The following is a 19794-nucleotide window of genomic DNA, read 5'->3' as shown; positions in this document are numbered from 1 at the left end:
AGCTGCCAATATTTGCTGAAAGCGACCTTGATCACCTTCCGTCTACCGCATTAGAAAATCAGCAAACTCAGGTAATAAACTGCCATCGACATCAAAGCCGTGGCTGGGATGGTGAAGATCCAGGCCCAAACGATGTTTCCAGCGACACCCCAGCGCACCGCGCTGGCTCTCTGAGTTGAACCAACGCCGACAATAGCCCCAGTAATTGTGTGGGTAGTCGAAACAGGAACACCCAAGGCTGTTGCCGCAAACAAAGTGATGGCGCCACCAGTCTCAGCGCAGAAACCACCTACTGGTTTGAGTTTTGTCAGCTTTTGACCCATGGTTTTTACAATGCGCCAACCACCAAACATCGTGCCTAATGCAATCGCAATGTAGCAACAAATAATAGTCCATATCGGCGGCATGCTTGCGCTGGCATCTGTATAGCCAGTAATGATGAGTAGCAGCCAAATAATACCAATCGTTTTTTGTGAGTCATTACCGCCGTGTCCAAGACTATATGCGCCAGCTGAAACTAATTGCAGACGGCGGAACCAGCGATCGGTTTTAGAGAGAGTGACATTTCGGCAAACCCATGACACCAACAACATCATCAAAGAGCCCAAAAGAAATCCAACCAATGGGGAGATAAAGATAAAAGCAACGGTTTTTAAAATACCCGCCCAAACTAAGCCGGCAAGTCCCGCCTTAGGCAACGCCGCTCCTAGCAACCCACCAATCAAGGCATGAGAAGAGCTTGATGGAATGCCATAAAACCAAGTCACTAAGTTCCAGATGATGGCGCCAACCAACGCGCCAAAGATTACGTGGAGATCCACCGCGGCAGGAAGCACAATTCCCTTGCCCACAGTGGCGGCGACACTTAAATGGAAGATGAATATTGCAAGAAAGTTAAAGAAGGCAGCGAACACTACCGCCTGCTGTGGCTTTAAAACGCCAGTGGAAACTACGGTCGCAATTGAGTTAGCGGCATCATGAAAGCCGTTCATGAAATCAAATGCAAGAGCTAGCACTACTAATAGCGCTACAACCCAAAAGGCTACTTCTGTCTCTGGCAACTTAATTCGCCTTAAGAGTTTTCAAGAACGATGCCTTCAACCAAGTTGGCAACGTCTTCACATTTATCGGTAACTTCCTCGAGCAACTCATAAATGCGCTGGCACTTAATCAGCTCACGCACTTCGATGTCTTCACGGAACAACCTAGTAATAGCAGTAGATAGCAAGCGATCAGCCCCAGACTCCAGGTGATCAATTTCATCACATGTCTTTAATGCCGCTTTGGCTACTTCTGGATCAGAAATGTCTTTTAATGTGGCAACGGCATTCTTCATGCTGATGCAGCACTGATTGCAAAGCTCCGCCATTTGCAACATCTCAGGCGTCATTTGCTTCACATCATACAAATGCATTGCTTCAGTACCGTTTTGCAATAAATCAGCTACGTCATCCATCGTATTGATGAGCGAAAAAATTTGGTCGCGATCGATAGGTGTGATGAAGGTCTTATGCAAACGACGATGCACTTCTTTCACAACATCATCACAAGCATGCTCTGCTTTGTCGACCTCTTGAGTGTATTTAGCACGCAATACTTCGTCACTGTAATGCTCGACAAACTTTAAGAAAGATTCGGAGGCAGAAACGATATTGCTAGCGTGCTCATTGAATAGCTCGAAGAAATTACCATCGTGAGGCATTAACTTACTGAAGAACATAAATCACGATCCTTTAGGAGCAAAAACTACGGGTTTTGTTATGTTTGCCGACATTCTAAACAATTGCTATTGAACAACTGGAAAGCCGGCATCTGTGATGAGCTGGCTCGCCTGCGCGGCAGATAGAGTGGTTTCGAGAGTAATGGTCTGGCTTGCCAAATCTGCCTGCACTTTAGCCTGAGGATCCTGAGCCTGCACTGCCCGTGTCACAGCATTAATACAGCCCCCACAGGTCATTCCGGATACTTTTAAACTCAACATATAGGCCCTTTCGGTTTGAATATGGCTTGTATAGAGTAGATTATCTTCTATATGGATCCCCAAAAAGACACTAATTCAGAGCTATTTACTCTTGATATAGGCGGGATGACCTGCGCCTCTTGTGTTGGCAGGGTTGAAAAGGCTCTAGACAAGATTCCAGGGGTAGAGGCAGCCAGCGTGAATTTGGCTACCGATCAGGCCAAAATTCGCATAAATGCGGATTCTGGAGTCAAAATTGATGACATCATCGCTTTAGTACAAAAAACAGGCTATTCAGCCAAAATCAGCGCATCCCATGGCATTCCAGAATTAGCTCCCTCAAAATTGTTCTGGGGAACGGATGGTCTGGGTCGCGTCATTCTAGGCTTTGCCCTTTCAGCCCCACTCTTTTTACCCATGCTCCTCATGCCTTTTGGCATTCATTGGTCGTTATCGCCGATATGGCAACTACTGCTTGCGACTCCTGTGCAATTCTTTTTAGGTTGGCGTTTTTATAAAGCGGGCTTCAAATCTCTGATGTCGGGTGTTGGCAATATGGATTTATTAGTCGCACTCGGCACGAGTGCAGCCTATGGATTAAGCGTGTATCAAATGATTGCATCGCCCCATGCCAGTCACGAGCTCTATTTTGAAGGTTCAGCTGTCATTATCTGCATGGTCATGCTTGGTAAATGGTTGGAGGCCAGAGCCAAGCAGCAAACTAGTGAAGCAATACGCGCATTACAAAAGCTATGGCCGGAGCATGCCAAAGTCATCGATCGTAATATTGTTATCAGCGAGAACTCTGCATTAGACCAATTTCGCGATCTTCCTCTAGATCAAGTATTCCCTAAAGATCGCATCTTAGTGTTGCCAGGTGAACGTATACCGGTAGATGGAATCATCTTACTTGGCAACAGTCATGTTGATGAGTCCCTCCTCACCGGAGAAAGCGACCCCGTCAAAAAGCATCTTGGTGAAAAAGTTATCGGCGGCTCTCTTAATGGGGAGGGCCTGTTGGTGATTGAGGCCCAGGCGGTAGGTATTGAGAGCGTTCTCTCAAAAATTATTTCCTTGGTAGAGGATGCGCAAACTCAAAAAGCGCCTATACAAAAATTAGTTGATCAAGTTAGTGCGATTTTTGTTCCTAGCGTGATTGTGATTGCACTCATTGCCGGATTGGCGAATTGGTTTTATTTGGATTCTGCATCAGTTGCCATATTGCGCGCAGTTTCAGTTCTCGTCATTGCATGCCCATGCGCACTTGGTCTTGCAACACCTGCAGCCATCATGGCAGGGACTGGCGTTGCAGCACGCTTTGGAATACTCATTAAAGATCCGCAGGTATTAGAGTTGGCACATCGCTTAAATGTAGTGGCCTTCGATAAGACTGGCACCCTCACCATTGGCAAACCAAGACTACTAGAAATTATTCCTTTTGGTGATTCATATGCGGTTGATGACATTCTCGCGAGTGCAGCAGGTTTACAGCTTGGTAGTGAGCACCCTCTTGCAAAAGCACTGTTAGATGCTGCTAAACAAAGGGGCTTAAATCCCATCACGCCAACAGACAGCAAAGCCCTGCCCGGCATTGGTATTAGCGGTAGGCCAAGCGCTGGCGTTTTTCTGGGCCTTAGTCTGAACCTACAAAGCATTGCATCGTTAAAAGACAATCCCCATTACTCCGCAATACTTGCAAAGGCGCAAGCCTGTTTTGATGCCGGTCAAACTGTTTCAGTATTAATGAGTCATGAAAATCTTTCATCACCCATTGCAATCATCGCATTTGGTGATGAGTTAAAAGATAACGCTGAACAAGCGGTTGCTTCACTACATCATCTTCATATTCGAGCGGTAATGATCTCTGGTGACAATATTGCCGCTGCCAATCGTGTTGCCAACACGATTGGCATTCAAGAAGTGTTTGCACAAATTATGCCAAGTAATAAAGCGGAAATCATTCGCCAACTCCAATCAAAAGATGGTGAGCGTCAATTTGTTGCAATGGTAGGGGATGGTGTAAATGATGCCCCCGCTTTGGCAACTGCAGATGTGGGTATGGCAATGTCTACTGGCACTGATGTGGCCATGCAAGCTGCCGGCATAACCTTGATGCGAGGCGACCCCACTCTGGTAGCAAATGCTATTGATATCTCCAAGCGGACTTGGAAAAAGATTCAGCAAAATTTATTCTGGGCTTTTATCTTTAATGCTACCGGCATTCCCTTGGCCGCACTAGGATATCTTTCACCGATGCTAGCTGGTAGCGCCATGGCCTTATCGAGCTTTTGCGTTCTTAGCAACGCACTTCTACTCAAGCGTTGGCGCCCTACGCATTAACAAATAAGAAATATCGCTTACTTGCATGTTGTTGCCAACTTGAATGTTATTTATTTTTGAGTCTTGCGAATAAGTTCAATATCACCGTAATAAGCACGCGTTTCTGATTTGGTATTGTCTGTATCAGTCAATAAGGCGATACCGATGATTTGGCCGGGACTTTCACCGTAAGCACGCTTATAGTCAGCCGCTAAATCACGTTGATGCTTGTGCCACTGATCCAAATTATCCCAACCAGAATCCACCACAATCATTTTGATGCGAGAGGTATGCGCATTTGGAATGATGGTATCCACAGGGGATTTTCCAGACCAGATATACATCAATGTGGCATACGGCATTTCTTGCCCGCTAATGAGGTTGGCCATCTCAAAAGTCATTTTTTCTTTTAAAGGTAACTTTGACTTATTGCCATCAAATGCAACCAAGATACGCAGCGGTGCATCGTCCGCATAAGCATCAGCATTATCAGCATTGACGATTGAACTGATTGCCTTCCATTCCCACTGCAGCCACAAATTATTGACCTGACGAGGGCGCAACTTCACAGCCAATCCGGAGGCGGATGTTTTGGAATTAGCGCTCAGTACTGTTTTACCTTGATAGTTTTCCAAGCGATACACCGTGTTCTTTTTAAAGGGTGCAATGCGGTAAAAATTCCAACCATTAGGCATGCCAGCCCGCGCAGTTTCAGCCGAGAACTTTGGCAACTCTTCTTGCGCCGGCAATTGATCCACATTAAATGCCTGTCCTGCCTCGTTTTGTACAGAATCTCCGCCTAGCCCTGCACATCCAGCCAAAAATAGGACCGCACCAAGAACCAAAAGAGTAAGAGCTTGCTTAAACATGTTTCAATTGTCCCAAAGAATGGTCTTTGTAAGTCTAAAATCATCGTATGCGCCAACAATCACCTTCCAGCTGGGCTGCAATCTGCGTCCTTATTGCCGCGGTAGTGCATTTAGCGCTTGGCTTTTCAATAGAGTTTTCAGTTGATGAGGCCCACTATGCGCTCTATGCCCAACATTTAGCCTGGAGTTATTTTGATCACCCACCGTTGGTGGGTTGGATTCAGTGGCCTTTGGTAACACTCACTTCTTCAGAAGGCATTATTCGCCTCATTCCAGAGTTGTTGTGGATTCTCTCTTGTTACTTAGTTTATGAAGTTACGGTTGAAGTGCACCACTTTATTCGTGGGCGCAACGCTGGCTATCTCACCAGTGCACTGCCATCAGCAAACTTATGCGGACTAATGGCGGTCTTAACAGTTATCGCTGCACCCATGTTGCACATTCTGGCAATCGGTTTACTCCCAGATACATTGCTTGCGCCATTAAGCCTTGGTCTGATGTGGATGGCTTTGCGTTGGCTAAGCAAAGAACAATTTAGCATTGGCGATTGGATTATTACTGGCCTCCTATTGGGTCTGGCTGGGTTAAGTAAATACACAGCTGCTTTTACTGCGCTTGCATTGCTATTAGTATTTTTAAGTACACCAAGAAAACCATGGATCACAAAAGTAGGTTTTTGGATTGCCACACTAAGCGCTCTACTCCTGATCACCCCCGTCCTGTATTGGAATTGGGCTAACGATTGGATTTCATTCAAATATCAACTTGCCCATGGTGGCGGTGGAGAATGGCTCTGGCGCAGGCTAGGCGCTTATATCGGCATTCAAATACTGGTCTTTGGTCCTCTTTTTATTTTGGGGTCTGTTGTGTTTTTAAAAGACTGCATGCACGCCACAAAACAGTCATTGCTTGCGCTCTTCGGCTTCTTTTTGATTCCATTTGCAATCTTTGTCAGCCTCTCTGGCGGAGGTGGACTTCCTCACTGGACTTCACCGGCCTGGTTCTGTCTCGCACCATTTGCCGGAATTGGTTTAGCAAAAGCTTGGGCTACACAACATCGTTACTGGATTCGCACTGTATTTTTTATTCAAATTGCTCTTTGTTGTATCGGCTTTGGATACGTATTGTCAGGTGGCATTAGTTCGACCTCAATTAAATCCAATCCGATTGCTGATTTGTATGGCTGGAAAGTGGCGGGTCAAAAAGCAGCGGACCTTGCTAAGGCCACTCAAGCCAATGGCATTGCTGTTCAAAACTGGACCTTAGGAAGTCGAGCTGCTTGGTACGCTTCGCCTATGCCAGTTTATGTTTTAGACCAGAGACAGGATCAGTTTGATCTCTGGTTTGGGGATTTACCAAAAGGGGCAAATGTACTCCTGATTAACTGGTCTGGAATGTCATACCCTCTGCCTATAGGCAATAAATCTGCATTTCAAGCCTGCGAGCCCTTGGATAGCCTAGAAATCGTACGATTTGGCCGAGTTCTATCTAAATTTGACTTTAGCCTTTGCAGTCATTGGCAAGGCCCTGCCCAAGCGGAGTAATTCCCCCAAATTCAAGACCTTAGGCGCCCGAGGCATTATCCTTACGCTTATGAGTTCACAAGCCCAACCCGCCCCTAAATCCCAATCGGGGTGGAAATCCATTCTCAAGAAGGCTTGGCCTACTATTCGCGTGCTACTCTCCGTTGCTTTGCTTTGGAAAGCAACGAGTGGAATTGATTGGCGCTTACTATTTGATGCCCATATTCAGATGCAGCCTCTATGGTTCTTGGCGGCTCTAGCAAGCATGATATTGGCATTTATTTGTGGCGGATATCGCTGGGGCTTGTTTATGCAAAGGGTGGGATTTCCCCGCCGTATTCGCTCTTACATTGGCCTCTACTTTGCAGGCGGTCTCATTAACCAAGGTCTGCCTAGTACCTTGGGTGGCGACAGTTATCGCGCCATTACTGCAACGCATTTGACTAGCACCGGCAATCTCTCCGAAACCAAAAAATTAGACGATGAACTTCATCACTCAGTAGACCTTGAGCACGCCACCCCTAAATTGCGTTTAAGTTTTTCGATGGTGCTTGTCGACCGTCTTCTTGGCTTGGCGGGCAATAATTTACTAGGCGGAATTGGTTTGATATTGGGCGGCGCTACACTCGCAGCTTGGGGTCAAGATTTGGGCTACGCAGTAATGGCAGTCATGCTGCTAGCTGGTGTAGCGATTGCCCTGATACTCGCCTGGGGGCCTAGCAAGGAACTCCTGCAAAAACTCTTAGAGCGTTTCAATATGAACAACGCCATGCCTGGCATCCAGTTAGCATTTGCATGGCCCAATAATATTGCACAAGCATGCCTGGCAATTGGCATTCATTTCCTCACTATTTTGACGCTACTCTTTTGTCTTAAGGCTTACGGTGTGGATGCACCTATCGAAGGTTTAATGATTGGCTTACCTGCGCTCAGCCTGTTGCTCATGTTGCCAATTAGCATTTCGGGATGGGGCTTGCGTGAAGCCACCCTTTCATCGGTTCTGGCCTTATGGGGTGTGAATCCCTCATTAACAGTATTAGCCTCTATTAGCTACGGAGCAATTACTGTTTTATCGGTGCTACCAGGCGCCTATTTCTTATTAAAACGAAAATAATTTTTTAGAGCCAAAATATGACTATTAGTGTCAACACTATGCGCGCGATTGATCATTGGATCGGTGTACCTCTTTGTGCAATCGTTAGCCCATTTATCGCTTTGATCGATCGCATAAAGAATATATTCAATCACGGCCCAGAGACTCCAAAAAAATTACTCTTTATTGAACTCTCGGAAATGGGAAGCGCCATTCTGGTAGATCCCGCAATGCGTAATGCGAAAGCTCGTGGAGCGGAATTGTTTTTCTTGATCTTCAAAAGCAATCGCGCCAGCCTGACTTTGCTGAACACTGTTAAACCGGAAAACATCTTCACAATTGACTCATCTAGCTTAGGTGGCTTAATTAAAGATACGCTGCGCTTTCTGATACTTGCTCGCAAGCACCGCATTGATACCGTTATTGACCTAGAGTTGTTCTCTCGATTTACCGCCCTACTGACTGGCATGTGTGGCGCTCGTCGTCGCGTCGGTTATCACATTTTTCATGGTGAAGGATTGTGGCGCGGCTTCATGCTCACTCGCAAGGTGCATTACAACCCACATATTCACATTACCAAAAATTTCCTATCCTTAATTCATGCAGCATTTGCACAAAAAATAGAGGTTCCATTCAGCAAGATTGAGATTCTGGACTCTGAAGTACGCTTAGAGCAAGCCATCATCGACCCAAGCGCGCTCGAAAAGGTGCGCGAGCGTATTGAAAAAATGGCTAAAGAGGCCCGCATCAATTACACCCCGGGGAAGGATCGCCTTATCCTCATTAATCCGAATGCAAGTGATCTACTTCCACAACGTCGTTGGGCACAACAGCGTTTTTCTGAATTGATTCAAGCAATCCATCAGCAATATCCCTACGACCTCATCTTAATTACTGGCTCACCTGCTGAGTTTGTTTACGTAGAAAAAGTTCGCGCTATTGCCAATGTTAAAAATGCATTGAATTTTGCTGGACAGGTCGGCTTTGCTGAGCTGCCACCGTTGTACACGCTATCAGATGTTATGGTTACGAACGACTCTGGTCCTGGTCACTTTTCAGCCGTGACGCCATTGAGAACTGTTGTTCTCTTTGGGCCTGAGACTCCAGCCCTTTATGGATCAGTTGGTAACTCCATCGCGATCACCGCCAACCTAGCTTGCTCGCCCTGCGTAAGTGCTGCCAATCACCGTAAAACCCCCTGTCAGGACAACGTGTGCATGCAAGCCATCACCGTTCCACAAGTGCTGGATAAAGTGATTAAGCAATTGCAAGACGCTGATAAGGCAAAGGCTCGCTAAGCTAGATGAGCAAAAAAGCAATCCCCACGTTTGCGTGGTTCATTCCATTAGCCCCTCTTGCGCTTGCTTGCGCAATCTTCTTTGGCGAGTTTCAAAGCAGTACTTTTTTATTCATTAACCGCTTTACACAATTACTGCCAGACACCCTTTGGGCTTGGCTTACTTTTTTAGGTAATGGTTGGGGAGTGTTTGCGCTTACCTTTCCATTACTGTTGCTTGCGCCGAGGATGCTGACTGCTGGAATTTTTGCTGGCGGACTAGCTGCATTAGCAAGTACAGCCTTAAAGGGTTTGTTTAATTTACCCCGACCTGCAGGCGTCTTAACTGATGGCAGCTTTCATCGTATTGGTGAAGCGCTACTTTACAAAGCCTTTCCGTCTGGACATACTCTGACCGCATTTGCTATTGCAAGCGCCCTGTACTTTTCCGCAGCTAAAGAAAGGCGCATCCTATTATTGCCGCTATTTTTGCTTGCCACTTTAGTGGGTCTATCACGCAGCGCTGTAGGGGCTCATTGGCTTACTGACGTTTTAGGTGGCGCAGGTGTTGGTATTTGGTGTGGAATGCTCGGGGCCTTAGCGGCTAATCGATTTCCGGAAAATCAACTGGGACCAAGAAAAATCTGGTCGCATCTGATTGCTCTTGGAGGCGTAGTGGCAATTTATGCCCACCTCACCCAAATCATGGATCTAGAGTTAAATCTGCCATTGCAATATGTCTCAATCGTGATTCTAGCTTCTACACTTCTCTTTTATGTGAAGGCGCAATTTACTCAAGCGCCTCCCAAGGCAGAATAATTCAAGATGTTTAGCTATCGACATGCATTTCATGCGGGAAGTCACGCAGATATCCTAAAGCACCTGACCTTAATTCACTTGGTTCAATACCTTCAAGAGAAGCCTGTTGCCATTACCTTTGTTGATACCCATGCAGGTGCGGGCATCTACAGCTTGCAAGATGGCTTTTCTACAGTAAGCAAAGAGGCTGACGGCGGAATCTTTCGCCTCAAGCAATATGTGGAAGCTTGCCATCGCGCAAACACTCCAATCCCCGAGAGCATTCAAGAGTACCTGAAGTGCATTGATGCCGAGAATATTGAAGGGCAATTGAATACCTATCCTGGCTCCCCCTTTATTCTGGCCCGTCTGCTGCGTCCACAAGATCGACTTAAGCTATTTGAGCTGCACCCCAAAGAGATTGATATTCTGCGCCACAATATTGGTGAACTAAAACAGTCTAAACAGATTGATATTTATGCTGAGGATAGCTTTGCCAGACTCAAAGGACTGCTACCCCCTCCCAGTCGACGCGGCCTAGTATTAATAGATCCTTCTTACGAAGACAAGCAAGACTATCGTTATCTTGAGCTCGCCATGGAAGAGGCGTTGCAACGCTTTGCCACTGGCTGCTATGCGATTTGGTATCCGATACTACCCAGAAGAGAATCGGCGGCGCTGCCTGATCGTCTAAAGAAAATTGCCACCGCACATAAACGCTCTTGGTTACATGCAGAATTACGCGTTGAAAATGCGCCTGGCGAACGCCGTTTGCAAGCGAGCGGGATGTTCATCATCAACCCACCATGGACTTTAGAAAAACATTTAGCGCAGGCACTACCAACCTTGACGAAGGCTTTAGGCATCAATGGCGGCGGCCAATTTTTATTGAAGAGCTTCGAAGCTAAGAACTAGTCACGCAAAGTGAGCATGACTTCATTGCGACGCATGAAGGGCAAGGTCCAAGGCGGGTTATAACGTGCGAAATTAGGAGTGCCGGTACTTTGCAAATTACGAGACTTCATCCACTGCTCTAGTTCTAGCGTTTTCTCAGCCACTTTCTGGCTATTATAAAAACCACTAAAACTAATGACTGCCTTTTTCAACGCGGGAATTTGGCGTAATTGCACTTGCGGACTCATAGGCTTGGGTATCGATTCCATAGTATATTCAGCAGGCATCACGAACGACACTGTCCATTTTCCGGATTTAGACTCAATACCCACCGGTGCAGTCATTGCAATCTTTGCGCTCTTAACGGATTGATCTTCGACCGTCACTGGCGCAGTCATTGCAATTTTTTCGCTCACTTGATTCTGACCAAAAATATAAGCGGCAATCAAGCGAAATCCTTGACTCGAGGCCTCATCCAAATCACCTTCAACCTGCACCTCAGCAACAATCATTGGTGCATAAGAGCGGATTTCAAAAGGTGATTCTTTTTCGAGAACAGCATATTTTGGCTCTTCGGTTGCCATGACTGCTCCTGTAAGGGTGAGCGCAATGAAAAATAAAAGACTTTTAAACAAAGAGTTTCCCGCATGGGCCTCGGTAAACATTACCACTGCGCTTTAAGTTCAAATCCATATAAATTGCAATTTAAATCAGCTTGGGCACCAATAGGCAAGGTTAATTTATTGGCCTGATGCCCGAATGGCAGCCCAGTCAAGATTGGAATTGCTTCAGGCAGACGTTTGCGAATCGCCTCAATAGCGCGCTCGAACGAATACCCCTTATCGTTGTCATAAAGACGATAGGCAGAAAATCCACCCAACAATATGGCTGCTTGATTTGAAAGAATGCCTGCATCTAAAAGTTGCATCAACATTCTTTCAATTCGATATGGATGCTCATTCACATCCTCCAAAAATAAAATCCCGCCTTGCGTTTGCTTAGTGCTTGGAAGGTATGGAGTGCCAACTAAAGCTGCCAGAACCGTTAAATTACCGCCCCACAATAAACCCGCGATCGGGCGTGCATCTTTTTTACCTAAGAAAGACTGAGGGGTCGATACTTGGCAATCCAGCTTTCGGTCTAGCACTGCGGCCTGGAAATGCTTCCACATAAACTCATCCGGCACTACCGGTACACCATCATCACCCAACCTTCCAAAGTCATAGTTCAACATCGGACCAGCCAAAGAAATGGCGCCAGTTTTTGCCAGCAATCCCAACTGAAAGACAGTGAAATCACTATGACCACAGACTTGCAAGCCGTTTTTAATAGCCCTTTCAATTGCTTGCCACTCAATACCGGGTAGCAAGCGATGGAGACCATAGCCCCCGCGCATAGACATCACTACAGTCTGAGGCTCTAATTTGGATATGGCATTTAACTCAGTAAGACGTTCATCATCGTTGCCAGCGAAGCGCTCATGGACACGATGTATGCAATCTACGTTTTGGATAGCAATACCTTGACGTCCAAACCAGTCAATACCAGCTAATGGACTTTTACTATCTAAGCTTGCCCCAGAGGGAGCAATGAGGTGAATAGATTTCAACGTCGCCCCTTAAAAAAATCACGCAGCAATTGACCGCACTCTTCACTCATGATGCCACCTTCAACACTGGTCTGGTGATTAATCTGTTTTGAAGAAAATATATCTAGCACGCTACCAGCAGCGCCTGTTTTGGGATCTGGTGCCCCATAAACCACTCGATCAATCCTAGCATGGAGCATAGCACCGGAGCACATTGCACAAGGCTCAAGAGTGACATATATGGTGCTACCTGGGATACGGTAATTCTCTTCGGCTAGCGCCGCTTCTCGCAAGGCCAGCATTTCAGCATGAGCACTAGGATCATGGTTTGCAATCGGCTTGTTAAATGTCCTCGAGATGACTTGGCCATCCCGAACTAGCACTGCGCCTACGGGAACCTCACCTGATTGCGCTGCCAACTGAGCTTGCTCAATTGCCATACGCATATATTGCAGGTCAAGCTCTGTTTGCGTCATTTAGACAGAATGAACGTCAGCCCAGCAATTGGGCGTCTCATAAAGACGAATAGAAGAGAGTTCTAGGCGACCACTAAAAGCTTTGCTAAACACTGGCTTCAATATTGCAAAGGCCGCGTTAGCCAAGTTCTCAACAGTAGGAACGTGCTCCATGATGACGGTTTTGTGGCCAGGCAAAGTCGACAGGAAAGTAACCAAACCTTCATCCTCTTTGGCCACTAAAAATGCATGATCCCAAAGATCTACTACATATTGGTTTGTTAAGCGCTTGATATCGCCAAAGTCGAGTACCATGCCATCATCCGCTTTACCAGGATGATCAGCTACACCACCAGTTAGCGTAACTTCAATTGCATAACGATGTCCGTGCAGATGGCGACATTGACCATCATGATTGGGGATACGATGCCCGGAGTCAAACTCAAGGCGACGGGTAATGGAGATGGCAGGCTGTTTATTTGTCATTCGGTGCTTAATTAATCCTATTTGAGCTTGGTCAACTATCGAATCCCAATCAGCTTATGAGACTGCAGACTCAACCTCCACAAGGGACGCTTTTGACATAAGCTTACTGCTAACTCAGTATTACTTTTGAGGTTATGCCCATCCATGGGCTGCAAGAAACGATTGCGATAATCCATACCCTCAAAGCGGGCCATGAGTTTTTCTAATGCCTTATGGTCATTTTGCGGGATCACTAGCTTTAACTCATCCGCTTGAAGAACAATCAGATCAGAACCAGCTTTAGGACTTACACAAACCCAATCAACTCCTTTAGGAACTTTAATGGTGCCGTTCGTTTCAATCGCCACTTCGAAACCTTTTTGATGAAGTGCTGCAATCAACTCCTCGTCTAATTGCAAGAGCGGCTCTCCACCTGTGAAAACCACATAACGCTGCTGCGGACCAGCCGAAGTGCTACGCCATGAAGCCTCGATTGCATCAGCAAGTGAGGCAGCAGTTTCAAACTTACCGCCGCCAGCACCATCGCTACCTACAAAATCGGTATCGCAAAATTGACAAATAGCAGTGGCGCGATCTTCTTCACGTCCACTCCAAAGATTGCATCCAGCAAAGCGACAAAATACGGCAGCTCTACCAGTGTGGGTGCCTTCGCCTTGAAGTGTGGGAAATAGTTCTTTAACGGTATACATAGCAGTGCACCTATTTTAAGCGCAATGCCTATTTCCAGGAGATTAACTCCCACTCCAGATAATCCTCCCAGTAGGCATTAGCCCAATAGACCCCGGGAGTGATGTAACGGCCCGAAGAACGCCGAATAACCCAGCGCCCGATTTCTGGCGCAAACCACAAGTCCTCTTGCCGCTCATTGCCGACCCTAAATAGGTCGTTGCTGACAAAATTTGGGATTTCATTATGAATCTGAAATACCAAAAATTGCCCTGCAGGAGTCTGAATGTGCTCCCATTGCGATGCAGTCATGCCAAGACCCCAGTAATAACTGCCATCAGGGTATCCCGGCACTTGATATTGGGTTGTAAAGAATTCATTCCAGCCGGCCTGCAATTGTAGGGGCCATATCGGGATAGGCTTTGAGAATTTCTGAGCTGGCTTCCAATGGGGGTCTTGCACAACAAAACCCCAGGGTGATTGGATTTCATCAGGAAGCGATCCCGCCTTAAGACTCGTACGAGCAATACGTACTTCATTACCAACGGAAACTACTCTTTCGGTGACGGTATCTACAATCTCTTGATTAAATACATTTCGAACTTGATAAACCCATTCTTGACCAACCTTGGGTGCCCTTACAACTGGAGCCAGTATGGGCTGAGGCTCAAGAATACCCCGGGGGTAGGGCTGGGATGAGATGCATGCCGCCAGCAAGACGGGCAGCATCAATAAGACAAAGCGACGTAACGTGCTTACTTGTAAGAAGTCAGCTGCCATTGAAAACTATCCTCTAAATTTGGCATGCCTAACTGCCCCTGAATCATGTACGAACCAGAGGACTCTCGTGCTACCCAGCGCCCAATACTCGGCGCAAACCAAATCGTTTCTTTGCGAATGCAATTGACCTTATTGTCATCATTGCTCTCATAGTTAATGAGGTTTTGATAACGCAAGGTTAAGAATGTTCCTGCAGGCACAGTAATCTGCTCCCAGCCATGCGCACCCATAAATTCCTGCCAGCCATAAGCCGTATCGAAATAGCCCGCAATTTTGTATTTAGTGTTGAGTTGTTTATTCCAACTGGAAGTCAGCTCTGTTGGCCATAACGGGATAGCTGGATTAAAACTAATCGTTCGAGACCATTGTGGATCGGTCTGCACAACACCCCATGGGCCCTGCACTTCATTTGGCAGCTTGCCACCGGTTTCGTCCGTACGCTCAATCACAATGGCAGAGCCAACGCTAGCAACGCGCTCAGTAATAATTCCTAAGTTTTTTCCATCAAACACATTACGCTTGATATAAGACCACTCCTGACCTACTTGCGGAGCGCGAACTGTTGGCAGGGGGATTGGTTGAGTAACTGGCGTCCCGCGCTCATAGGAAAGAGGAAGGCCACAAGCTACTGGAGCTAATGCTGCTGACGCAATAAAAGTGCGACGCGATAAATTCATGGATTTCTCCTGCGTTAATTGAGAACTTGACAAAATAATTGTAAGTCTGATTTATAGAGGTGGGTTAGCGGTATAAAGCCTTCTCAATAAAACTCTTAGAAACTGTTGTCTTAGGTACCGCAACGCCCAAACCATCAAACCAAGACTGAGTTTTTATCTCAAATCCTACGCCATGCATATAGTTATAAATGGCCTTTTTTAGCCCCTGACCAAGGATGTCATGATCAACTCCAGTAGGATCAATAAAGGCAACATCATTCTTGGCAAAGGTGATTTCTGGCAAAGGAATGAGTTCAATTCCATACTCTTGTGGATTTTGACCTACAGGAGAATGTACGGTGCAGATAAAACGATGAAAGAATCCGCTTTGTATGCAGCCATTCTCAAATAACTGTCTCACATATTCCAATGCATCCACCGTCTCTTGGGCGGTTTGTGTAGGAAAGCCATACATTAAGTAAGCATGGACCAAAATGCCGGCATCGGAGAAACCCTTGGTAACTTGAGCAACCTGCTCAACCGATACGCCCTTTTTCATGAGATTGAGTAGGCGATCAGAGGCCACTTCGAGACCTCCAGACATCGCAATGCATCCACTCTTGGCTAACAGCTCCGCCAATTCAGGTGTGAAGGTTTTCTCAAAGCGAATATTGCCCCACCAAGAAATTAGCACCTTGCGGCGAATGAGCTCCTCAGCCAGTGCTTTTAATATTTTAGGTGGCGCAGCTTCATCGACAAAATGAAATCCTGTCTGCCCAGTTTCCTCAACAATTTGCTCAATACGATCTACCAATAAACTGGCTGACGCAGTTTCATAACGAGAGATGTAATCAAGAGACACATCGCAGAAGCTACACTTTTTCCAATAACAGCCATGCGCAACAGTCAGCTTATTCCAGCGGCCGTCGCTCCATAGGCGATGCATCGGATTGAGCATATCCAAAAGAGATAAATAAGAATCCAGCGGCAACCCATCCCAAGTGGCAGTACCAACCTCTTCAAAAGGCACATCAAGTTCTTGCCAATTGAGGTATTGCACTTGCTTACTAGCATTCCGCATAAAGGTGCGCACCAATCGTTCGGCGGAGCGTTTGCCACCAATGTGCTCGAGCAAAGCAAGCAGCGGTCTCTCCCCAGAATCTAGCGTAATGAAATCCACATAATCAAAGATACGAGCGTCGGATAACGCTCGAAGCTCAGTATTGACATAACCACCACCCAAAGCAATCTTGATTTCTGGATGTGATTTTTTAATTACCTGAGCTATACGCAAGGCCGCATACATTGCCCCGGGGAAGGGTACGGATAGGAGCACTACATTCGGCTGGTGACGCTCAATCGCTTTACTGGCTAACTCTTGTAAATGCAGGTCCATGAGCGTTGGTTTAGCCTGGAGCGCACCAGCCAAAGGTGTAAAGGTAGGCTGACTACTTGCCAAGGATTCTGCATAACGCACGAATTCAAAGCGGTCATCAACAGCATCACGCAATACATCAGATAAATCATTGAGATAAAGGGTGGCTAAATGACGCGCCCTATCTTGAGACCCTAAAGCGCCAAAGGCCCAAGACAAAGGATCGCCCGCCTCTTCATCATCAAATGCATCAAGAGAAGCAAAGCGTGGGCCCTCCGGTAAAAAATCCCGGGTATTGATGCGATGACTTAAAGTGCTATCGCGCCCCTGTAAGAAGCTAATCGTTGGGGCAATAGTAGATTGATAGGAATCAAAGTAGTCTAGGAAAAAATTGACGCTGGCACTGCGACTCTCCTCAGGAACATTGAGGGCTTGAGCATGAATCTCAGACATGCCCTCTGGAGTAAAGAAACTGAGCACTAAAGCTAAGGCAAGATCCTCTTGAACGGCGTCAACACCACGAGACCTCAAGAATCCCGTGAGATACGCCGTAGAAGGATACGGCGTGTTCAGTTGGGTCATGGGTGGAATGAGGCTCAATACCTTCATGTTCATCTGCTATGCCCCGAGAAGGCTTAACTCTTCGGATGTGAAACCAGCTTGCTTGCGGGCCTCCATATTAAATGGGGGCTTTAAAACAGGCGCACGATATTTGGCAGCCAACTCTCGATAAGTAGTGATTGGAGAAATATTATCTTGAGTACATAAGAAATTAAACCAACGATTGCCAATCAACACATGGCCGATTTCATCATTGAGAATAATTTCCAATATCTCCACCGCACGAACTTCTTTAATTTGTTTGAAGCGATCCCGAATCGCTGGTACCGCATCTAAGCCTCTTGCTTCCATTGTTCTGGGTACCAAGGCCATTCTGGCAATTACAGAATCCGTTGTTCGTTCGACCATCTCCCACAAACTATTGTGGGCGGGGAAATCTCCATAAGAAAACCCCAGCGCATGCAAATACTCATTTACTAAACTGAAGTGATAGGCCTCTTCTTTGGCAACCTTTAACCAGTCCTCATAGTATTCCTTGGGCATATCTGGGAAACGCCAGATTGCATCTAGCGCAAGGTTCATCGCATTAAATTCAATATGGGCGAGTGAGTGCAATAAGCCCGCCCTTCCTTCAGGGGTATCCATTCTTCTTTTAGGAACAAGCTTAGGAAGCACTAATTCTGGCTTTAGCGGACGCCCAGGCAAAGAAAGGCCTTGAGCATCTATCTTATGGGCAACATCCAGAGTAATTTGTTGTTTGTGATAGCTACCAAACAAACTGAATAACTGACTTACTTTGTTTTGTGCATCAGTGCTTACTAGGATTGCGAGTGAAGCTTCGCGTAACTCAAGCATGAATATTGGCAGGCTTAAATCGCCTACCCCTTATTCCCACTCGATCGTTGCGGGTGGTTTTCCACTGATATCGTATACGACACGGTTAATGCCGCGCACTTCATTGATGATGCGATTGGAAACCTTACCCAACAACTCATGTGGCAAGTGCGCCCAATGCGCTGTCATAAAGTCTTGGGTTTGGACTGCTCTGAGAGCAACAACATATTCGTAAGTTCTACCATCACCCATCACACCAACTGACTTCACCGGCAAGAAAACAGCGAACGCTTGGCTAGTAAGGTCATACCAAGATTTTTGACTTGCTTCATCAATCGTATTGCGCAACTCTTCAATGAAAATGGCGTCAGCACGTTGCAGCAAGCTCGCAAACTCTGCTTTGACCTCACCCAAAATCCGCACGCCAAGACCTGGCCCTGGGAATGGATGGCGATACACCATCTCACGAGGAAGACCTAAGGCCACTCCAAGTTCACGGACCTCATCCTTGAAGAGCTCACGCAAGGGCTCAAGCAATTTGAGATGCATGTCTTCAGGTAAGCCACCAACGTTATGGTGACTCTTGATCGTGTGTGCACCCTTCTTGCCCTTACCTGCAGACTCGATGACGTCAGGGTAGATCGTTCCCTGGGCAAGCCACTTAGCATTCTCGATTTTTCCAGACTCAGTCTGGAAAATTTCTACGAATTCTTTACCGATGATCTTCCGCTTAGCTTCTGGATCGGCAACACCAGCCAACTCACCCATGAATTTTTCTTTGGCATCAACGCGGATAACCTTCACACCCAAATTGCGTGCAAACATTTCCATCACCATATCGCCTTCATTTAAGCGAAGTAGGCCATGATCGACAAATACGCAAGTGAGCTGATCTCCAATCGCGCGATGAATTAAAGCTGCCGCAACACTGGAGTCGACACCGCCAGACAAGCCCAGAATGACTTCTTCATTTCCAACTTGCTTGCGAATATTCTCAACTGCTTCTGCAGTGTAGTCACCCATTACCCAGTCAGGTTTGCATTGGCAAATCTCGTGTACAAAGCGCTCAATGATTGCAGTGCCTTGAATGGTATGAGTGACCTCTGGATGAAACTGAAATGCATAGAAGCGACGCTCTTCATCCGCCATGCCAGCAATTGGACAAGACTCAGTAGAGGCCATCAACTTAAACGCAGGCGGCATTGAGGTGACTGAGTCGCCATGACTCATCCACACCTTCAAAATCCCATGACCTTCGCTGGTGGAGAAGTCCTGAATGCCTTTAAGCAAATTTGTGTGCCCACGAGCGCGCACTTCGGAGTAACCAAACTCACGCGCTTTACCTAAGGACTCTGCAGAGGCAACTGCACCACCCAACTGAGTAGCCATGGTTTGCATACCGTAGCAAATTCCTAAAACAGGAACACCAAGCTCAAAAACGATTTGAGGCGCACGGGGGCTACCATCTTCGGTTACCGAACTTGGACCGCCAGAAAGAATGATGCCTTTGCCACCTTGCTCCTGAACAAACTTACGAATGAATTCAGGATCGCAATCGTAAGGATGGATCTCTGAATACACACGTCCATCGCGCACACGTCGAGCAATAAGTTGAGTTACTTGTGAACCAAAGTCGAGAATCAGTATTTTGTCGTGCACGA

20 protein-coding genes are annotated in these 19794 nt (G+C 46.6%); 6 read left to right on the top strand and 14 right to left on the bottom strand.

Going from position 1 to position 19794, the window contains the following annotated elements:
• Positions 1 to 50 precede the first annotated feature (50 nt).
• The 3 genes from ICE90_RS04460 to ICE90_RS04450 form a co-directional block, all read right to left on the bottom strand.
• On the bottom strand, positions 51 to 992 hold the full coding sequence (locus tag ICE90_RS04460; protein ID WP_255533308.1) for an inorganic phosphate transporter: 942 nt from the start codon (positions 990 to 992) through the stop codon (positions 51 to 53).
• Positions 993 to 1072: 80 nt separating this feature from the next.
• Positions 1073 to 1720, bottom strand: a complete 648-nt coding sequence (locus ICE90_RS04455) for a DUF47 domain-containing protein (protein ID WP_215362906.1) — start codon at positions 1718 to 1720, stop codon at positions 1073 to 1075.
• A gap of 66 nt (positions 1721 to 1786) precedes the next feature.
• Positions 1787 to 1981, bottom strand: coding sequence for a heavy-metal-associated domain-containing protein (locus ICE90_RS04450; RefSeq protein WP_215359601.1), 195 nt, complete (start codon positions 1979 to 1981; stop codon positions 1787 to 1789).
• A 51-nt stretch (positions 1982 to 2032) separates the two neighbouring features.
• On the opposite strand from ICE90_RS04450, the gene ICE90_RS04445 reads away from it, so the two are divergent.
• The gene (locus ICE90_RS04445; protein WP_216191129.1) at positions 2033 to 4300 is read left to right on the top strand and encodes a cation-translocating P-type ATPase; all 2268 of its coding nucleotides are present in this window, start codon (positions 2033 to 2035) and stop codon (positions 4298 to 4300) included.
• 50 nt (positions 4301 to 4350) lie between these two features.
• Here the strand turns inward: ICE90_RS04445 and ICE90_RS04440 are convergent, their stop codons facing one another.
• Complete coding sequence (locus tag ICE90_RS04440; RefSeq protein ID WP_216191127.1) at positions 4351 to 5148, bottom strand: DUF3047 domain-containing protein; 798 nt, start codon at positions 5146 to 5148, stop codon at positions 4351 to 4353.
• 47 nt (positions 5149 to 5195) lie between these two features.
• Between ICE90_RS04440 and ICE90_RS04435 the strand changes: the two genes are divergently transcribed.
• The 5 genes from ICE90_RS04435 to ICE90_RS04415 are packed head-to-tail and all read left to right on the top strand — an operon-like array spanning position 5196 to position 10753.
• Entirely contained in the window at positions 5196 to 6692 is a 1497-nt protein-coding gene (locus tag ICE90_RS04435; protein ID WP_216191125.1) for a glycosyltransferase family 39 protein, read from the top strand.
• 49 nt (positions 6693 to 6741) lie between these two features.
• Entirely contained in the window at positions 6742 to 7785 is a 1044-nt protein-coding gene (locus tag ICE90_RS04430) for a lysylphosphatidylglycerol synthase transmembrane domain-containing protein (protein WP_216191124.1), read from the top strand.
• A 17-nt stretch (positions 7786 to 7802) separates the two neighbouring features.
• Positions 7803 to 9062 carry a glycosyltransferase family 9 protein gene (locus ICE90_RS04425; protein ID WP_216191122.1) on the top strand — a complete coding sequence of 420 codons (1260 nt, stop codon included), beginning with the start codon at positions 7803 to 7805 and terminating at the stop codon, positions 9060 to 9062.
• Positions 9063 to 9067: 5 nt separating this feature from the next.
• A complete protein-coding gene (locus ICE90_RS04420) occupies positions 9068 to 9859 on the top strand; it encodes a phosphatase PAP2 family protein (RefSeq protein ID WP_216191120.1) in 792 nt (263 codons plus the stop codon).
• A 6-nt stretch (positions 9860 to 9865) separates the two neighbouring features.
• A complete protein-coding gene (locus tag ICE90_RS04415; RefSeq protein WP_216191118.1) occupies positions 9866 to 10753 on the top strand; it encodes a 23S rRNA (adenine(2030)-N(6))-methyltransferase RlmJ in 888 nt (295 codons plus the stop codon).
• Here the strand turns inward: ICE90_RS04415 and ICE90_RS04410 are convergent.
• From ICE90_RS04410 to guaA, 10 genes are all read right to left on the bottom strand, one after another.
• Positions 10750 to 11397, bottom strand: coding sequence for a heme-binding protein (locus ICE90_RS04410; RefSeq protein WP_255533290.1), 648 nt, complete (start codon positions 11395 to 11397; stop codon positions 10750 to 10752). The two genes, ICE90_RS04415 and ICE90_RS04410, sit on opposite strands and share 4 nt — an antisense overlap.
• Positions 11397 to 12341: an LD-carboxypeptidase gene (locus ICE90_RS04405; protein ID WP_216191116.1), complete on the bottom strand. Its 945-nt coding sequence runs from the start codon at positions 12339 to 12341 to the stop codon at positions 11397 to 11399. Before ICE90_RS04405 ends, ICE90_RS04410 begins: the two co-directional genes overlap by 1 nt.
• On the bottom strand, positions 12338 to 12796 hold the full coding sequence (gene tadA / locus ICE90_RS04400) for a tRNA adenosine(34) deaminase TadA (RefSeq protein ID WP_216157241.1): 459 nt from the start codon (positions 12794 to 12796) through the stop codon (positions 12338 to 12340). Before tadA ends, ICE90_RS04405 begins: the two co-directional genes overlap by 4 nt.
• Entirely contained in the window at positions 12797 to 13261 is a 465-nt protein-coding gene (gene queD / locus ICE90_RS04395; protein WP_216191115.1) for a 6-carboxytetrahydropterin synthase QueD, read from the bottom strand.
• A 35-nt stretch (positions 13262 to 13296) separates the two neighbouring features.
• Entirely contained in the window at positions 13297 to 13950 is a 654-nt protein-coding gene (gene queE, locus ICE90_RS04390; RefSeq protein WP_216157247.1) for a 7-carboxy-7-deazaguanine synthase, read from the bottom strand.
• 28 nt (positions 13951 to 13978) lie between these two features.
• On the bottom strand, positions 13979 to 14707 hold the full coding sequence (locus ICE90_RS04385) for a hypothetical protein (RefSeq protein WP_216191114.1): 729 nt from the start codon (positions 14705 to 14707) through the stop codon (positions 13979 to 13981).
• Complete coding sequence (locus ICE90_RS04380) at positions 14683 to 15384, bottom strand: hypothetical protein (RefSeq protein WP_216191113.1); 702 nt, start codon at positions 15382 to 15384, stop codon at positions 14683 to 14685. Before ICE90_RS04380 ends, ICE90_RS04385 begins: the two co-directional genes overlap by 25 nt.
• A gap of 64 nt (positions 15385 to 15448) precedes the next feature.
• Positions 15449 to 17320, bottom strand: a complete 1872-nt coding sequence (locus tag ICE90_RS04375) for a radical SAM protein (RefSeq protein WP_255533289.1) — start codon at positions 17318 to 17320, stop codon at positions 15449 to 15451.
• Positions 17321 to 17356: 36 nt separating this feature from the next.
• Positions 17357 to 18154 carry a ferritin-like domain-containing protein gene (locus tag ICE90_RS04370; RefSeq protein ID WP_216191112.1) on the bottom strand — a complete coding sequence of 266 codons (798 nt, stop codon included), beginning with the start codon at positions 18152 to 18154 and terminating at the stop codon, positions 17357 to 17359.
• Positions 18155 to 18184: 30 nt separating this feature from the next.
• Positions 18185 to 19792, bottom strand: a complete 1608-nt coding sequence (guaA, locus tag ICE90_RS04365; RefSeq protein WP_216191107.1) for a glutamine-hydrolyzing GMP synthase — start codon at positions 19790 to 19792, stop codon at positions 18185 to 18187.
• Positions 19793 to 19794 lie beyond the last annotated feature (2 nt).

This window comes from Polynucleobacter sp. AP-RePozz3-80-G7, assembly GCF_018882145.1.
Taxonomy (GTDB): domain Bacteria; phylum Pseudomonadota; class Gammaproteobacteria; order Burkholderiales; family Burkholderiaceae; genus Polynucleobacter.
This window is presented reverse-complemented; position numbering and strand designations above follow the sequence as displayed.

What these genes read in the sequence shown, in the direction of transcription:
- ICE90_RS04460 (WP_255533308.1), bottom strand. Translation starts at nt 992, where the DNA reads ATGAACGGCTTTCATGATGCCGCTAACTCAATTGCGACCGTAGTTTCC.
- ICE90_RS04455 (WP_215362906.1), bottom strand. Translation starts at nt 1,720, where the DNA reads ATGTTCTTCAGTAAGTTAATGCCTCACGATGGTAATTTCTTCGAGCTA.
- ICE90_RS04450 (WP_215359601.1), bottom strand. Translation starts at nt 1,981, where the DNA reads ATGTTGAGTTTAAAAGTATCCGGAATGACCTGTGGGGGCTGTATTAAT.
- ICE90_RS04445 (WP_216191129.1), top strand. Translation starts at nt 2,033, where the DNA reads ATGGATCCCCAAAAAGACACTAATTCAGAGCTATTTACTCTTGATATA.
- ICE90_RS04440 (WP_216191127.1), bottom strand. Translation starts at nt 5,148, where the DNA reads ATGTTTAAGCAAGCTCTTACTCTTTTGGTTCTTGGTGCGGTCCTATTT.
- ICE90_RS04435 (WP_216191125.1), top strand. Translation starts at nt 5,196, where the DNA reads ATGCGCCAACAATCACCTTCCAGCTGGGCTGCAATCTGCGTCCTTATT.
- ICE90_RS04430 (WP_216191124.1), top strand. Translation starts at nt 6,742, where the DNA reads ATGAGTTCACAAGCCCAACCCGCCCCTAAATCCCAATCGGGGTGGAAA.
- ICE90_RS04425 (WP_216191122.1), top strand. Translation starts at nt 7,803, where the DNA reads ATGACTATTAGTGTCAACACTATGCGCGCGATTGATCATTGGATCGGT.
- ICE90_RS04420 (WP_216191120.1), top strand. Translation starts at nt 9,068, where the DNA reads ATGAGCAAAAAAGCAATCCCCACGTTTGCGTGGTTCATTCCATTAGCC.
- ICE90_RS04415 (WP_216191118.1), top strand. Translation starts at nt 9,866, where the DNA reads ATGTTTAGCTATCGACATGCATTTCATGCGGGAAGTCACGCAGATATC.
- ICE90_RS04410 (WP_255533290.1), bottom strand. Translation starts at nt 11,397, where the DNA reads ATGTTTACCGAGGCCCATGCGGGAAACTCTTTGTTTAAAAGTCTTTTA.
- tadA (WP_216157241.1), bottom strand. Translation starts at nt 12,796, where the DNA reads ATGACGCAAACAGAGCTTGACCTGCAATATATGCGTATGGCAATTGAG.
- queD (WP_216191115.1), bottom strand. Translation starts at nt 13,261, where the DNA reads ATGACAAATAAACAGCCTGCCATCTCCATTACCCGTCGCCTTGAGTTT.
- queE (WP_216157247.1), bottom strand. Translation starts at nt 13,950, where the DNA reads ATGTATACCGTTAAAGAACTATTTCCCACACTTCAAGGCGAAGGCACC.
- ICE90_RS04385 (WP_216191114.1), bottom strand. Translation starts at nt 14,707, where the DNA reads ATGGCAGCTGACTTCTTACAAGTAAGCACGTTACGTCGCTTTGTCTTA.
- ICE90_RS04380 (WP_216191113.1), bottom strand. Translation starts at nt 15,384, where the DNA reads ATGAATTTATCGCGTCGCACTTTTATTGCGTCAGCAGCATTAGCTCCA.
- ICE90_RS04375 (WP_255533289.1), bottom strand. Translation starts at nt 17,320, where the DNA reads ATGACCCAACTGAACACGCCGTATCCTTCTACGGCGTATCTCACGGGA.
- ICE90_RS04370 (WP_216191112.1), bottom strand. Translation starts at nt 18,154, where the DNA reads ATGCTTGAGTTACGCGAAGCTTCACTCGCAATCCTAGTAAGCACTGAT.